At 40.4% G+C, this 16,049-nt stretch carries 10 protein-coding genes; 8 read left to right on the forward strand and 2 right to left on the reverse strand.

Features of this window, described 5'->3' with window-relative positions; genetic code table 11:
• Positions 1-9: 9 nt before the first annotated feature.
• Complete coding sequence (locus LKM37_00590; GenBank protein ID MCI1719525.1) at positions 10-1,602, reverse strand: pseudouridine synthase; 1,593 nt, start codon at positions 1,600-1,602, stop codon at positions 10-12.
• A 78-nt stretch (positions 1,603-1,680) separates the two neighbouring features.
• Between LKM37_00590 and LKM37_00595 the strand changes: the two genes are divergently transcribed.
• From LKM37_00595 to LKM37_00625, 7 genes are all read left to right on the forward strand, one after another.
• Positions 1,681-2,958 carry an ABC transporter permease gene (locus tag LKM37_00595; protein ID MCI1719526.1) on the forward strand — a complete coding sequence of 426 codons (1,278 nt, stop codon included), beginning with the start codon at positions 1,681-1,683 and terminating at the stop codon, positions 2,956-2,958.
• 4 nt (positions 2,959-2,962) lie between these two features.
• Positions 2,963-4,270, forward strand: a complete 1,308-nt coding sequence (locus tag LKM37_00600; protein MCI1719527.1) for an AMP-binding protein — start codon at positions 2,963-2,965, stop codon at positions 4,268-4,270.
• A 46-nt stretch (positions 4,271-4,316) separates the two neighbouring features.
• On the forward strand, positions 4,317-7,118 hold the full coding sequence (locus tag LKM37_00605) for a DNA gyrase/topoisomerase IV subunit A (protein ID MCI1719528.1): 2,802 nt from the start codon (positions 4,317-4,319) through the stop codon (positions 7,116-7,118).
• A 13-nt stretch (positions 7,119-7,131) separates the two neighbouring features.
• On the forward strand, positions 7,132-7,659 hold the full coding sequence (locus LKM37_00610) for a hypothetical protein (GenBank protein MCI1719529.1): 528 nt from the start codon (positions 7,132-7,134) through the stop codon (positions 7,657-7,659).
• A 277-nt stretch (positions 7,660-7,936) separates the two neighbouring features.
• On the forward strand, positions 7,937-9,112 hold the full coding sequence (locus LKM37_00615; protein MCI1719530.1) for an AAA family ATPase: 1,176 nt from the start codon (positions 7,937-7,939) through the stop codon (positions 9,110-9,112).
• Positions 9,113-9,194: 82 nt separating this feature from the next.
• Positions 9,195-11,192, forward strand: coding sequence for an AAA family ATPase (locus LKM37_00620; GenBank protein MCI1719531.1), 1,998 nt, complete (start codon positions 9,195-9,197; stop codon positions 11,190-11,192).
• Between the two features lie 4 nt (positions 11,193-11,196).
• On the forward strand, positions 11,197-12,471 hold the full coding sequence (locus LKM37_00625; protein MCI1719532.1) for an McrC family protein: 1,275 nt from the start codon (positions 11,197-11,199) through the stop codon (positions 12,469-12,471).
• Positions 12,472-12,634: 163 nt separating this feature from the next.
• Here the strand turns inward: LKM37_00625 and recJ are convergent, their stop codons facing one another.
• On the reverse strand, positions 12,635-14,392 hold the full coding sequence (gene recJ / locus LKM37_00630) for a single-stranded-DNA-specific exonuclease RecJ (GenBank protein MCI1719533.1): 1,758 nt from the start codon (positions 14,390-14,392) through the stop codon (positions 12,635-12,637).
• Positions 14,393-14,497: 105 nt separating this feature from the next.
• Between recJ and lysS the strand changes: the two genes are divergently transcribed.
• Positions 14,498-16,033: a lysine--tRNA ligase gene (gene lysS / locus LKM37_00635; GenBank protein ID MCI1719534.1), complete on the forward strand. Its 1,536-nt coding sequence runs from the start codon at positions 14,498-14,500 to the stop codon at positions 16,031-16,033.
• Positions 16,034-16,049: the final 16 nt, after the last annotated feature.

Genomic DNA, 16,049 nt, shown 5'->3' on the forward strand with positions numbered 1-16,049 from the left:
TATTACCTGTTACTTGTAAGAGCCCATCTTGAGCATCCCTATCTCCTGCTGAGTAAGGAATCTCCACTGTCCGCGTCTTAGTCCCTTCTTTGTAAGTCCCGCAAAATAAACACGGTCCAGCTTCTTAACTTTATATCCAAGACTCTCAAAAATTCTCCTGACAATTCTGTTTCTGCCGGTATGGATTTCTATTCCAAGCTGGCTCTCATCTTCATCTATATATGAAAGCGCATCAGCATTAATAGGTCCGTCTTCCAGTTCAATACCGTTTACAATCTTCTCAAAATCATCCTTTTTCAGATTCTTATCCAAAAAGACCTGATAGATTTTTTTCTTCTCATAAGAAGGATGTGTCAGCTGTTCTGTGAGTTCTCCGTCATTTGTCAGCAGCAGCACGCCCGTTGTCTCTCTATCTAGTCTCCCGACAGGATATACTCTCTCAGCACATTTGCCCTCCACCAAATCCATTACGGTCTTTTCCGCATGAGGGTCAGAAGTTGTTGTAACATAATCTTTTGGCTTATTCATTAAGATGTAAACTTTCTGTTCGCCCTTAATAACCTCACCATTGAACTTAACAACATCATTCTGAAAAACTTTTGTTCCAAGCTCAGTAATTACCTGATCATTAATAGAAACCACTCCGGCTGTGATAAAATCATCAGCCTCTCTTCTGGAACAAATTCCTGAATTTGCAATAAACTTATTTAAACGAGTTCCCTCTTCTCCAGCAGCCTTTGGCTGTCTTGGTTTAGGGGTATATTCCTGAACGTAAGAGCGCTGCTTATCCAAAGTCTCATCCCCGTTCTCTTGGAATCTGTCTATTCTGCTCTCATTCATCTCCTCCCTGCGGGCAGCTCTCTCTGCATCAAAATCCCTGCGCGGCTTCCTGTCTCTATCTCCAAAACTTCTTCTTGGTCTGTCGCCTCCGTCTCGTGAACCGCCAAAGCTTCTGCGAGGTCTGTCGCCTCCATCACGTGAACCGCCAAAGCTTCTTCTTGGACGGTCTCCAAATGTTCTTGGTTTATCTCCGTAACTCCTTCTCTCTCTGTGCTCTCCTCCCTCCTTGTCATCATCAAATTTTCTTCTGAAAGGTCTGTCTCCAAAACTCCTCGGCTTATCCCCAAAACTTCTTCTTGGACGGTCGCCTCCATCACGTGAGCCGCCAAAACTTCTTCTTGGACGGTCGCCAAATGTTCTTGGTTTATCTCCGTAACTCTTTCTTTCTCTGTGCTCTCCCCCCTCCTTGTCATCATCAAATTTCCTTCTGAAAGGTCTGTCTCCAAAACTCCTCGGCTTATCTCCAAAGCTCCTTCTTGGTCTATCTCCTCCGTCACGTGAACTCCCGTAACTCCTTCTTGGTCTGTCACCTCCGTCACGCGAACCGCCAAAACTTCTTCTTGGACGGTCACCTCCATCGCGCGTTCCTCTGAAACTTCTGCGCGGTTTCTCATCTGAGCCTTCACCTTTATCATCTCTGTCGTGATGAAAACTCCTTCTCTGCGGACGTCCTGAGCCTTCCCCGGCTGAGAACTTTCTGTGTCCGTAGCTGCGTCCTGTACTCTTTGAGTCAGAGCGCCTTGGTCTAAATTCCTTTTCCATTTTATAAATATAATCGGCGGCAAATGTATGCCAATAAAAGATTATTTCCTATTTTTACAGACGTTAAAATTTTAAGACATGGCAAGAAGGATTTTTGTGAAAAAGTTTTGGAGGATATCGCCATTAGTGCGGGAGAATCTGAGGGTTGCGCTGCGTTCTATTAAAAACAACAGGCTGCGGTCTGCTCTTACAATTCTTATAGTCGCGATAGGAATTACCTCTCTAGTGGGTATTCTGACGGCTACGGACTCATTAAAAAGCGAAGTCAGCTCCAGTTTTGAAAAGCTCGGAGCAAGCTCATTTACAATTTCTCAGCAATATTTTGGGGGCTCTTCTATCAAAAGCGGAAGAATAAGAAACAATTCAAACATCACCTATTTTCAGGCGGAAGAATTTAAAAGACAATATGATATACCGGCGTTTGTAAGCGTTTACAATTACGCCGAAGCAAAAACCGTTAAGAGAGGCTCATTAAGCACCTCCCCAAGAGTTGAATTGTATGGCGCCGATGAAGATTACGTTCCATATTCAAATGCGCAAATAGCGGAGGGAAGAAATTTTTCACAGCAAGATATTAAAGGCGCCGCTTTTGTCTGTTTGCTTGGGTCCGGCGTTGTTTCCACGGTATTTAAACCGGGAGAGCATGCGGTAGGACAATCAGTTGATTTGGAGGGAGTTAAATATAGAGTAATTGGATTGCTTGCAAGCAAAGGACAAGGATTTGGCGGAGGCGGTGCAGACCAAAGCATAATTGTTCCGGTCACTAATGCGCGCTCCTATTTTTTTGGGGATAACGCCTCTTATGAGATTGGAGTTCAGCCAAGAATTGCGCTTGAGGATATGTCTCCCGTGTATGATAAAGCGGAACAAATTTTCCGAGGAGTGCGCCGCTTAAGTCCTATGGATGAGGATGATTTCACAATTGACCGCAATGAGTCAATGCTAAAACAGTCCGGCAAAACCCTGGGAACAATTACAATAATTGCAGCTGTCATAGGCCTTATTACTCTGCTTGGAGCAGCAGTAGGATTGATGAACATAATGCTTGTATCGGTTAAAGAGAGAACATCGGAAATAGGTGTACGCAAGGCAATTGGAGCTTCATCAAAAATGATAAGACAACAGTTTTTATTTGAATCAATAGTAATTGCGCAGATAGGCTGCCTTCTTGGAATTGTACTTGGAGTGGCTGCCGGAAACGCAGTGGCCGCGCTGATGAAAGCTAATTTTGTTATGCCTTGGATGTGGATGCTGCTTGCAATTGTGATTTGCCTAATTGTTGGCATATCAAGCGGTTATCTTCCTGCAAAACGTGCCGCCGCGCTTGACCCTATAGAAGCGCTGCGCTATGAATAGAATCATGAGAAAAGATAGTAATATTCAATTTAAATCCCCCGCTGAAATCAAAGCCTTTCAGGAAGCGGGAATGAGAGAAGAACTAAAAAACCTGCAGGCTAATTCTAAATACTACAAGAATCTATTCAAAAAGAGTAAGATAGACATTTCCAAAATCAGAAAGATTGAGGACTTGCAGCAAATCCCTGTTACCACAAAAAAAGAGTTGCAAATGTATGGCAATGATTTTCTGTGCGTTCCAAAGGGAGAGGTTATAGACTACGTTACAACGTCCGGCACTCTTGGAGACCCTGTCACTTTTGCCTTGACGGAGAATGACTTGCAGCGCCTGGCCTATAATGAATTCCTCTCATTCACTACTGTCGGGATTACAAAAAAAGATATTATGCAGCTTATGACCACAATGGACAGAAGGTTCATGGCAGGGTTTGCATACTACATGGGGGCGAGGCAGCTTGGATGCGGAATTATAAGAGTGGGCAACGGAATCCCTGAACTTCAATGGGATACGATTAACCGCGTGCACCCTACTTTCTGCATGGTAGTTCCATCATTTATTCTCAAGCTAATTGACTACGCAGATAAAAACGGCATAGATGTTACAAAGTGCTCTATAAAAAAGGCGGTTTGCATTGGAGAATCCTTGCGCAATAGTGATTTCACTCTCAATAAGTTAGGACAGCGTATTCACGACAGGTGGCCAAATCTGGAGATGCACTCCACCTATGCATCAACTGAGATGCAATCTTCATTCACAGAGTGCAAGTATCAGTGCGGAGGACATCTGCAGCCGGAGCTAATCATTGTTGAATTCCTGGATGAAAATAATAATCCGGTTCCGGAAGGGACTCCCGGGGATGTTACAATTACAACGCTGGGTGTTACCGGAATGCCGCTGCTGAGATTTAAGACCGGAGATATATGTGATAGAGTATCAGGTAAATGCAAGTGCGGCAGAAATACCATAAGACTGACTCCTGTTGTAGGACGTCTTGGACAAATGATAAAGTACAAAGGGACAACCCTTTATCCTCCCGCGCTTAATGACGTGCTGGATAACATACCAGGAATTAAGAACTACATCATAGAAGTCTACACTAACTCAATTGGAACAGACAGCATTCGCGTAAGAATTGGCGGATCAGATGCTTCCGACTCTTTTATCAAGAGAGTGAAGGATAGTTTCCGCTCAAAGGTGCGCGTTGCCCCGGACATTTCAATAGAGCCGGAAGACCTAATCTCAAAGGAGATGTTTCCGCCAATGAGCCGCAAGCCAATCAAATTTGTTGATTTGCGTGAAAAGTCCAAATAAGAGATTTTTTATAACTTTGCCGACCATTTAATTTAACGGAGACGACATGGCAGAAGATGATGAAATAAGGTCCGGAGAGACTGATGATGAGCAAGATAAGCATACAGAAGATGAAGGATATTCCGCAGAGGACGCAGCTCAAGATGCTGTTGTAGATGGGGAGGCTTCCGGAAAGTTCACAAAACTTATTGCAGAGGGAGAGAATAAGTACAAAATCACAGGAATGTACAAGAACTGGTTCCTGGATTACGCTTCATACGTAATTCTGGACCGCGCGGTTCCGCATATCCTGGACGGGCTGAAACCTGTTCAACGCCGTATCTTGCATACAATGAAGCTGATGGATGATGGGCGCTTTAACAAAGTTGCCAACATCGCAGGTCAGACAATGCAATTTCACCCGCACGGAGATGCCTCCATTATGGACGCCCTTGTGCAGATGGGACAAAAAAATCTCCTTATAGATTGTCAGGGAAACTGGGGAAATACAGTTACGGGAGATGATGCCGCCGCCGGACGTTACATTGAGGCGCGGCTTAGCAATTTTGCTAATGACGTAGTCTTCAACCCAAAGACAACAGAGTGGATGAAGTCTTACGACGGACGCAATAGAGAACCCGTTACATTGCCCGTTAAATTTCCATTATTGCTTCAGCAAGGAGCAGACGGAATTGCCGTAGGATTAAATTGCAAAGTTCTTCCGCATAACTTTAATGAATTGATAGATGCTGCCGTTGCATATCTGCAAGGCAAAGATTTTCAGCTATATCCGGACTTCCCTTCCGGAGGGATGATAGATGTCAGCCGCTACAATGACGGCAAGCGCGGAGGGGTTGTAAAGGTCAGAGCCAAAATTGCCAGAGTTGATAAAAAAACTATCGAGATTACAGAAATTCCTTACGGCAAAAACTCAAAGGATATTATTAAGAGCATAAAGGCGGCTTATGATAAAGGGAAGATAAAGATTAAAAGAGCTGATGATGATTCTGCAAAAAATGCAGATATCGTAATCACTTTAAATAGCGATGTCTCCCCTGATAAGACAATTGACGCACTTTACGCATTTACGGACTGCGAGGTTTCAATTTCTCCAAACACTTGTGTCATAAAGGATAACAAGCCTCAATTCTTAACCGTAACGGAAGTTCTTAAGGTCAACGCAGATAGAACAAAAGAGCTTCTAAAGCAAGAACTTGAGATTAAACTCCAGGAGCTGCAGGATACATGGCACTATCTTTCGCTTGAGAAAATTTTCTTTGAAGAGAAGAAATATAAGTTATTGGAGAAAGACTCAAAGAGCTGGGAATCACAGCTTTCTGAAATTCACAAGGCAATGCTTGCATATCAGGAACGGCTGCAACAGCCTATCACGATGGAAGATATCCAAAAGCTTGTTGAGAAGCCCGTACGTAAAATTTCCAAATTTGACGTTAAAGAGTGCAATGCAAAAATTGCTAAGGCAGAGAGCGAGATGAAGGGTATAAAGAAGCACCTTAACTCTTTGACGCAGTTCACGATAGACTATTACCTGGCCCTTAAGAAAAAATACGGGGAGAACTTTCCGCGCAGGACTGAAATTGCAAATTTTGAAACAATTCAGGCCACAAAAGTTGCCGTATCAAATGCAAAACTTTACGCAAATTATGCAGAAGGTTTTGTAGGAATGCAGCTTAAAAAGGATGAGAACGCACAATTCATCTGCGACTGTTCAGACATTGATGATATAATAGTTTTCCTTAAGAGCGGTAAATATATTGTCACAAAAATATCTGACAAAACATTTGTTGGCAAGGATATAATTCATGCCGGAGTATTTGTAAAGAATGATGTAAGAACCATATACAATGCAATTTACAGGGACGGCAAAAACGGTTCATGCTTTGTAAAAAGATTTGCGGTTCCTGCAGTTACAAGAGACAAAGAGTATGATTTAACTCAGGGCAAGGCAGATTCAACAGTTCTTTGGTTTACTGCCAATCCTAACGGAGAAGCTGAGACAGTGAAAGTTATGCTGCGTCCAAGACCAAAACTTAAGAAGCTTATCTTTGATTACGACTTTGCACAGCTTGCCGTCAAGGGGCGCGGGTCACGCGGCAACATATTGACAAAGAACGCAGTAACCAAAGTTCTATTAAGGTCCGCGGGCGCATCTACGCTTGGAGATAAACCTCTTTGGTTTGATAAAGACATCAACCGTCTGAATGAAGATAATCACGGATTATATCTTGGAAAATTCCATGAAGGTGATATGATTCTTGCTGTCTACAAAGATGGCACCTATTGTACAACCAATTTTGATTTGACAAACCACTATCAGGGAGAAATCCTGAGGATAGAGAAAATGAATCCTGAAAAGGTCTTTGCAGCAGTCTATTATGACGGCGAGACAAAGAAGTTCTACATTAAGAGATTCTGTTTTGAGGTTAATAATAACCCTACAAATATTTTCATATCAGAGGCAGAAGGGTCTTACCTAGAGAGACTTACAGACAAGCCTGGTACAAAGGCAATTGTCCAGTTCCTGGTTAAGCAGAAAACAGGACGCGGCAAAAAAGCTGTCGAGACCACAAAAGAGGAGAATGAAATTGTTGATATTGACCAGTTTGTAGAGAAGAAAGGCTGGAAGGCGAAGGGAAGAAAACTTACCGGCGTAGAGGTAGAAAAAGTTGGTTTGATAGAGCCGGTTGAGCTGGATGAAGACATGCCGGAGCCGGAAGAAACGGATGTCCCGGAAGAAACTGCATCTGAGGAAGAACCTGATACTCCGGAAGATATCCCGGATGACACACCTGAGCAACCAGGTGATAACCAGCCATCTGATGATAACGGAGACCCTACTCTATTTTAATTCACGATAGTTTATGATACTTTCTTTATGCGGTTTTATGTCATGCGGCAAAAGCGGCATGGGGCGTTACCTAGCCAATGAGTTAAAAACGCAAGTCATTGACTTGGACAGTTATATAGAGACGCAGGAAGGATGTACCGTTTCTGAATATTTTGCAAAAAATGGAGAAGAAAAATTCCGGGCAACGGAATTAAATGCGCTAAAAAAGATTATCGCAGATTACCGGGATAAAAATCTAATTCTATCTCTCGGCGGCGGAACGCCAATGAATCCTGAGTGCAAAAAGCTCATCAAAGAGAAAACTTTTTGCATCTATCTCACCTGTACAATTAAAGAGCTGGCTTTCAGATTAAAAGACACGGCAAGTCAGCGCCCCGTCTTTGCCGCCAAAGGAGAAGCAGATACAGAATCGTGGGTAAAAACCATGCTTGCCAAAAGAGAACCATCTTATCTACAATGCTCTAAACTCCAGGTAGATACCACCATCTGGGATAAAAAATCCATAGCAGAAGAAATCCTAAAAAGATTACCTAACAGGTAATATCAATGTCCCCAAGCGGAGCGGCAAAGTCGCGAACGCCGCGCCAAAGGCGCGTGCCTCCTTCACCGCGGCAGCGGTGTTAACCACAAGGCAATGCGCTGCTTTGTAGCGCATTGCTGCAGCCCGCGCAGCGGGCTGTACTTGCTGCTTTGTAGCGCATTGCTTCAGCAACCTGTAAAACAGGTTGCAGTAAAAAATCCCTTATTGAGGGAGATTTTTTGCAAAAAAAGCACTCATTGAGGGATTTTTATTTATATTTGCAACAAATCTTAAAGCCATGATAGAGGATTCATTATATGCATACATGTCGGAAAAGATTAAAGCAACACCGACAAAATTCAACCGCTACAAGTACAGTCAAATCAATTGGGGTGACAGATTGATTGGCATTATTGGTCCAAGAGGAATTGGAAAGACCACAATGATGCTACAATATCTCATAGCACATCAATACACTGGGAATCACTTATATGTAGCTGCTGACAATATTTATTTTGCAAATCATACTATTCTAGAATTGGCCGATGATTTTGTTAAGGAAGGCGGAACTAATTTATACATAGATGAAATTCATAAATATTCTGGATGGTCAAGAGAATTAAAACAAGTTTATGATGTTCACCCTGATTTGCATATAGTTTTTACAGGTTCCTCTATATTAGACATATACAAAGGCAAAGCAGATTTAAGCAGACGTGTGGTAATGTATGAAATGCAGGGAATGTCCTTCAGAGAGTATCTGGCATTATATCAAAATGTTGATGTCAGAGTTTACACTCTAGAGGAGATTCTAGCACATAAAGTTAAAATTAAAGGCATCCAACACCCGCTGCCTCTTTTCAGAAAATATCTTAAACAGGGCTACTATCCTTTTGCAATGGAGGGAAGTTTTGCAATACGAATGGAACAGGTCATTACTCAAACTATTGAAAATGACATACCTATGTACACAGACATGAAAGCAGTTACTGCAAAAAAATTGAAAAGGATGCTTTCTATTATTTCCACTCTTGCTCCTTTTAAACCAAACGCAGACAACATGGCAAAAGAAATCGGGGTTAGTAAAAATAATATCTCTGACTATTTGATTATGCTGGAAAAAACAGGCATGATTGGACAACTTAGAGACAACACCGGAGGAATGCGTGGTTTGGGCAAAGTTGAAAAAGTTTATGTAGATAATCCTAGTCTAATGTATGTTTTATCAGGAGATAAGCCTGAAATTGGCAATATCAGAGAGACCTTTTTTTATAATCAAATGCGAGTAATGAATGATGTAACCTCATCAAAGGCGTCTGATTTTAAAGTAGATAAATATACCTTTGAAATTGGAGGTCACAAAAAAGGACATAAGCAGATAGAAAATATCAGCAATGGTTTTGTGGTCAAGGATGACATTGAGGTCGGACACGGAGACGTTATCCCGCTGTGGCAATTTGGGTTTAATTACTAACGTTATTTGTTAACTTTGTTATTGAATGAAATAAAGTACGCTCTCTAAAATTAAAGGAATCAGGTAAAAAAGACAGCTAGCAATGGATATTAAAAATAAAATCGAAGACGAATTAAGGAATAATAAACCATTGTATGAAAACATCTCCTCCTCTAAAGAATTCTATTTCGCAAAAGCTAGAGATGCATGGAATCAATGGAAAAGCTTACAGATTGATGGTAAGTTGATTACAGAACTTATTTCTTTAGATTACAAGGATTTTAGTAAAAGAGAAGATATTTCAAATATTAGGGATACCTTATTTAAGTTTGTTGCCCATTGTGACACTAAAGCAAAGGATAAAAATGATATAAACGAATATCAAGACCACCGAGCTATCGCGCAAGTTGGCGTTTATCAAAATAACTGGATTAGCCAATTATTAAAGTACAAACTGGACCCTAAAAGCGTAACGGACACGATGACTAACCTATTCAACTACATTGAAGATCCAAGGAACCATCTGCCTATTTTAAGCGAGCAGCATAAATCACTTATCGCAAAATTCTTCTTTGAAAAAGGATATGACAGAACGACTTTTGCAACTGAGGCTAAAGCATATTTTGAAAAGTTTTGCCAGTGCGAAAATGACGAAAACAACACATACTTTTATTCAAGGCTAATCTATGGATTAAAAACGCTATGGGATAGCAGAGATATTCAAGGACTGATTTGCCGTGATTCTAATGACTCCTGGAAAGACTCCTATATAAACGATATGAAGGCTAATAAGCACGCTTGTCTATGGTGGAATACAAGCCCCGTTGATAGAGCAGATGTCATTAAAAAATTATCCTCAATTGTAGAAGCTGGAGGCACCTTTGTTGTATACTTTGTAAGTCAAAATTATGCGACATATAAGGCCACAGTAATAGATTTCGCTGTTGAAAAAAATTATACTAAAAAGGCCAACAACTGGAGGCAATATGAACCTGAACCTGTAGAATTTAAAGATAATTTTAAAGACTATAGTGATGGTGATAAACATGCGGCAATTGTTTTTCTTGCAAGCAAATTTGAGAAACTAACTTCACCAATTGACATCGAAAATTTTAAGACTTATAATGGTGCTAAATACCCGCAAGTTATACATATAGTAGCCTTTACAAAAATACTTTCAAACCAAGACAAAGAAATGGAAACAAATATAGATTCATGCAAGTACCTTTTGGAGACTAATCGCAATTTAATATTGCAAGGTGCTCCCGGTACAGGAAAAACATACAATTCTGCATCAATAGCAGTAGCTCTCATTGACGACAATTTTGTGAATTTTAATGACCATAGCGAAGTAATGAAAAAATATGAAGACCTGAGAAAAAACGAACAAATTGCTTTCATAACATTCCACCAATCAATGGATTATGAAGATTTTGTAGAAGGTCTAAGGCCTATTGTAAAAGATAAAAACATAGCCTATCAATTGGAAGATGGAATCTTTAAAAAAATATGTGCTGTAGCAAAAGGGAATCCGGATAAAAAGTATGTCCTTATTATCGATGAAATAAATCGTGGTAATGTTTCGAAAATCTTTGGCGAATTAATAACATTGATTGAAAAAGATAAGAGGCTCCTCAGCACACATCCACTAACTATTCCACTAACATACTCAAAAGTTGATTTCGGAGTGCCTAACAATGTGTACATTATAGGGACGATGAATACTACAGACAGAAGCACTGGCACATTGGATTATGCGCTACGTAGACGTTTTGTATTCAAAACATTGCCTTCTCAGAAAAATATTGTGGAGAATCAAGGTTCAAATATTGCTCAAGAAGCTGCAACACTATTTGATGACGTATTTAATTTCATTAAGAGCTACAAGGCGGATGATATGAATATAGAGGATTTAATGGTAGGACATAGTTATTTTCTTGCTGAAAGTGAAAAAGAACTTAAGATGAAAATAAGCTATGGAGTGATCCCTTTAATCAAAGAATACATTAAGGATGGTATACTTCGTCAGCCCAAGACAACAGATAAAGACACGAAAGACTATTTCGATAATTGGACAAATCTACTCCCATTAAGTCAATAGTCTGATGAGAACAACTAAGGTCATTCATGAACATGATTGTTTTCCAGATAAAGTATCATATCTTAAATATGATTCGAGGCTAGGGAATGGTTTTCCCCTATTTCCTCCTGGTACCTCGGATTTCAATCAGCGTTATTTTATTCAATGGGAAGGGCTTGATAATAAGCCCGGTTATAGAGCATCTTATATGATAGGTGCTCAGTGGATAAATACTGAGCATGATCAAATTCCCGTAGCAGTTGTACCAAAAATTGAACACATAGATTTTTTAAAAATGTTTATGTCCTGTTTCTACAGTAATTTAGCTGAAGACTCATTTTCTAAGATTTACCATATTGATACCTCAAAGAAGGAAATTGAATGTCAAGAACTTGACAGTATTTTAAGCCCTTTAATTGTCCTTCATTTTCTTGCCGTAACTAAATCTCTTATAGCAAAAGGCTTAAAAAAAGATTATGTGAATAGGGATGGGAACATGCATAAAGTTAAAGGCAGGCTGGATATTCGTAAGAACGAAAAAACTAATGTGTTGACAAGAAGACTTGACCGATTTTACTGTAATTATCAAGAATATTCAGAGGATATCCCGGAAAATAGAATCATTAAAAAAGCTCTTATAATATCGCAAGTGATTCTACAAAAAATACAACCACAACAATCAGAAGGGGCTATCAATATCTTGCGCAAATGCCTAGCTGTAATGAGTGGAGTTGGTAACACGATAGAGCAACATGAGGTCTCAATGATTAAACATCATAAACTTTTCAAAGAGTATGAAGAGAGTATAAAGTTGGCAAAACTCATTTTAAAAAGATATGATTTCAGCATTACCAAAGAAGGTAAAAACCATGATTTTGTGCCAGTATTTTGGATTGATATGCCATTGCTATATGAGCACTATGTTTATGGATTATTGTCTGCATCGTATCCTGACGATATAATCTATCAAGCTGAAGGACAGACCGGATATCCTGATTTCTTGTGTAAGTCACATAAGTTGATTTTGGATACCAAGTACATTCCTGATAGTGATATACATTTGGATACTTATGTAATTCGGCAGTTGTCAGGATATGCTCGCGACAATGCAATACTCAATCAACTAAACGCAGACTATAAAGAAGTGGTGCCATGCGTTATCATATATCCCAAGGAGTCAGTTGATAATGAGGTAGTAAATGATTTTAACAAACCGTTAAATAAATTATGGACACAATACGAAGGTTTAGTGGAGTTTTACACAATTTGTGTTAATCTGCCTAATATAGTAAAAAGATAGTACTATACGAGTTGCCAGCGCACAAAGCGCACTGGCAATTAGTGGTTTACGCGGCTCCGCCGCGAAGCTGCACGCGCTCCGCGCGGGCAAAAAAAAACAGGCAAAAATGCCTGTTATTTTTTATGCCTTGTTAATCTCCTTATATTACTTCTTGAAGATTTTCCTAGAAACTCAAATCGTTGCGTTCACGTATATCCTTGATTCTCAGCTGAACATTGGCAATGCTGCTGCGGTAGAAATTCTCTGCAATTGAGTAGCAAATATCCACCGGATTGCCCGCCTCCAGATGGTCAAAGTAATCCGACATGTTAAATGCTATTGCTGATAAATGACGATAAGGTTCATCCTCTTGAATCAGCTCCAGTTTCAAATGTCCATTTTGACTCCCCACCTTTCTTCCATTACCGTCATCATAAACATTCTCCGTAATAAAAACAGGAGAAAGATTACCCGGACCAAACGGCTGAAATTGATTCAAAATTCTAAAAAACTTTGGAGTAATTTGATGGAACTCCAAATAAGAATCGGCTTTTATGATAGGAGTAAGTATCTCCTTTGTAATCTTCTTAGTAACAATCTCTTCAAAGCGTCTCTTAAACTCAGGAAGATTCTCCTCCTTAAGAGTAAGTCCGGCAGCATAAACATGGCCTCCAAAATTTTCCAGCAAATCTGAACAAGATTCAATTGCCTCATACAAATCAAATCCCGGAATACTTCTGGCAGAACCTGTAATAAAGCCATTTGAAGATTTTGTAAGAACAATAGTAGGTCTGTAAAATGCTTCTACCAAGCGGCTTGCGACAATACCTACAACTCCCTTGTGCCATCCCTCATTGTAAACCACAGTAGAATTGAGTTTCTCAAAATCGGGCTCCTTCTTCACAATCTCAATCGCCTCTTTAGTAATCTCCCTGTCTATGTTCTTGCGCTCATTATTATGGTCATTAATTTCCTTTCCAAATTTTGTTGCATCAGCCTCATTCTGAGATGTAAGCAAATCAACTGCAGTCCTTCCGCTCTCCATTCTCCCCGCCGCATTAATTCTTGGACCAATCTTAAACACAATATCATCTATCGTGATTTTATGCTTTTCCAAACCGGAAAGTTTTATCATTGCAAGAAGTCCCTTGCGCGGAGCCTCATTCAATCTCTTCAATCCAAAATAAGCGAGCACTCTGTTCTCTCCCGTAACTGACACTAAATCAGCTGCTATGCTTACAGCCACCAAATCCAGCAAAGTCTCAATTTTCTCAAAAGGAATCTGATATTTTTGCGCGTAACCCTGGACTAATTTAAAGCCCACTCCGCATCCCGACAGGTCATCAAAAGGATAATCACAGTCTGACCGCTTAGGGTCAAGGACAGCAACGGCGGGAGGAAGAATATCTCCCTGCAAGTGATGGTCGCAAATAATAAAATCTATCCCCTTCTCTTTTGCATACTTCACAGAATCAGCCTCTTTGATACCGCAGTCAAGCGCTATCACCAAGTTAAACTTACGCTCCGCAGCCCAGTCAACTCCATGAAAAGAGATACCATATCCCTCATCATATCTGTCGGGAATATAATAATCTATCTCATCTTTTTCAGTGAGTGTTTTCAGAAAAGAATAAACCAAAGAAACTGCAGAAGTTCCGTCAACATCATAATCTCCATAGATGAGGATGCGTTCTTTTTTCTCAATTGCAGTATGAATACGCTCAACAGCAACATCCATGTCCTTCATTAAGAAAGGATTATGAAGCATTTTCAAATCGGGGCGGAAGAAGTCCCTGGCCTCCGCATAATCTTTTATTCCCCTCTGCACCAAAAGGTTTGCAAGCACCTCATCAATTCCAAGATCTTGCATAAGTTGCCTTGTGTAAAGAGGGTTGCCGGGCTCTCTTAGCACCCACTTCTTCTCTATATTTCTTACATCCATCGCTAGTTCGCAAATGTAAAGAATATATTTCTTTTATCATAGAAAAATATTAAATTTGCCTCTTTGGAAAAATGGTCTAAATAATTTATTATTAACAGAATAAAGATGGAACAAAACCTTAATGAACAGGAGCAGATAAGAAGACAATCTCTGGATGAACTTAGAAAATTGGGAATTAACCCGTATCCCGCAGAGGAATACCCGGTTAACAGTTCTTCTAAAGAAATTGTAGAGGTGTTTAACCCCAATGCAGGAGAGGATGACAAGGATTACGAGCACTTTAAGAATGTTTGTCTTGCAGGAAGGCTAATGAGCCGCAGGATTATGGGAGCTGCATCATTCATAGAGATTCAGGATTCTTTTGGAAGAGTGCAGGCGTATGTCAAGAGAGATGAAGTTTGCCCGGGAGAAGATAAGACAATGTACAATACTGTCTTTAAGAAACTTATGGACATTGGAGATTTCATCGGAGTTAAGGGATACGCATTTGTAACTCAGACGGGGCAGAAGACAATTCATGTAAAAGAGATAAAGCTTCTTTGCAAATCATTAAGGGTGCTCCCGATAGTTAAAGAGAAGGATGGTACTGTGTATGACGCATTTGCAGACCCTGAGCTACGCTATCGCCAGAGATATGTAGACCTGATTGTTAATCCTCAGACAAGAGATGTCTTTGTTAAGAGAACAAAGATTTACAATACAATGCGCAGCTTCTTTAACGAGAATGGCTGCCTGGAAGTGGAAACCCCTATCCTTCAGCCAATTCCCGGCGGAGCCAACGCACGTCCGTTTGTAACTCACCACAACACTTTGGATATGGATTTGTACCTGAGAATTGCGGATGAGCTTTATTTAAAGAGACTTATAGTTGGCGGTTATCCCGGCGTTTATGAATTCAGCAAGGACTTCAGAAATGAAGGCATGGACCGTACTCATAATCCGGAGTTTACGGCAATGGAAATTTACGTTGCCTATAAAGATTACAACTGGATGATGAGATTTGTAGAGCAGATGTTGGAGAAAGTTGCAGTAGCTGTTAACGGTACCACCAAGCTAAAAATTGGAGAGCAAGAGGTAGAATTTAAGGGTCCATACCGCAGACTGCCTATGATTGAGGCAATTAAAGAGTATGCAGGCATAGATATAACGGGAATGAATGAGGAGCAGCTAAGAGATGCATGCAAGAAATTAAAAGTTCAGGTTGACCCAAGCTTTGGCGCGGGCAAGCTGATAGATGCTTTGTTTGGAGAGTTCTGTGAAAAGAACTTGATTCAACCTACGTTTGTAACTGATTATCCTGTAGCCACTTCTCCGCTTACAAAGAGGAAGAGAGATGATGATTCTCTTGTAGAAAGATTTGAATTATTTGTTTGCGGCAAAGAGCTGGCAAATGCATACAGTGAGCTTAATGACCCTATAGACCAGCTGGAAAGATTTAGAGATCAGCTGCGTCTGAAGGACAAGGGTGATGATGAGGCAATGTACATAGACATGGATTTCATCCGCGCCCTTGAATACGGAATGCCTCCAACAAGCGGAATGGGAATTGGAATGGACCGCCTTACAATGTTCATGACCAACCAGACCTCTATACAGGATGTTTTGTTCTTCCCTCAGATGAAGGCGGAGCAGTATAAATAATTTTTTATTCCCGACA

Source organism: Bacteroidales bacterium (genome assembly GCA_022647615.1).
Classification (GTDB): domain Bacteria; phylum Bacteroidota; class Bacteroidia; order Bacteroidales; family UBA932; genus Egerieousia.

Bases quoted from the DNA above. Each gene is read 5' to 3' on its own strand.
- LKM37_00620 (MCI1719531.1), top strand. From the start codon at position 9,195: ATGGATATTAAAAATAAAATCGAAGACGAATTAAGGAATAATAAACCA.
- LKM37_00590 (MCI1719525.1), bottom strand. From the start codon at position 1,602: ATGGAAAAGGAATTTAGACCAAGGCGCTCTGACTCAAAGAGTACAGGA.
- LKM37_00615 (MCI1719530.1), top strand. From the start codon at position 7,937: ATGATAGAGGATTCATTATATGCATACATGTCGGAAAAGATTAAAGCA.
- lysS (MCI1719534.1), top strand. From the start codon at position 14,498: ATGGAACAAAACCTTAATGAACAGGAGCAGATAAGAAGACAATCTCTG.
- recJ (MCI1719533.1), bottom strand. From the start codon at position 14,392: ATGGATGTAAGAAATATAGAGAAGAAGTGGGTGCTAAGAGAGCCCGGC.
- LKM37_00595 (MCI1719526.1), top strand. From the start codon at position 1,681: ATGGCAAGAAGGATTTTTGTGAAAAAGTTTTGGAGGATATCGCCATTA.
- LKM37_00600 (MCI1719527.1), top strand. From the start codon at position 2,963: ATGAGAAAAGATAGTAATATTCAATTTAAATCCCCCGCTGAAATCAAA.
- LKM37_00610 (MCI1719529.1), top strand. From the start codon at position 7,132: ATGATACTTTCTTTATGCGGTTTTATGTCATGCGGCAAAAGCGGCATG.
- LKM37_00625 (MCI1719532.1), top strand. From the start codon at position 11,197: ATGAGAACAACTAAGGTCATTCATGAACATGATTGTTTTCCAGATAAA.
- LKM37_00605 (MCI1719528.1), top strand. From the start codon at position 4,317: ATGGCAGAAGATGATGAAATAAGGTCCGGAGAGACTGATGATGAGCAA.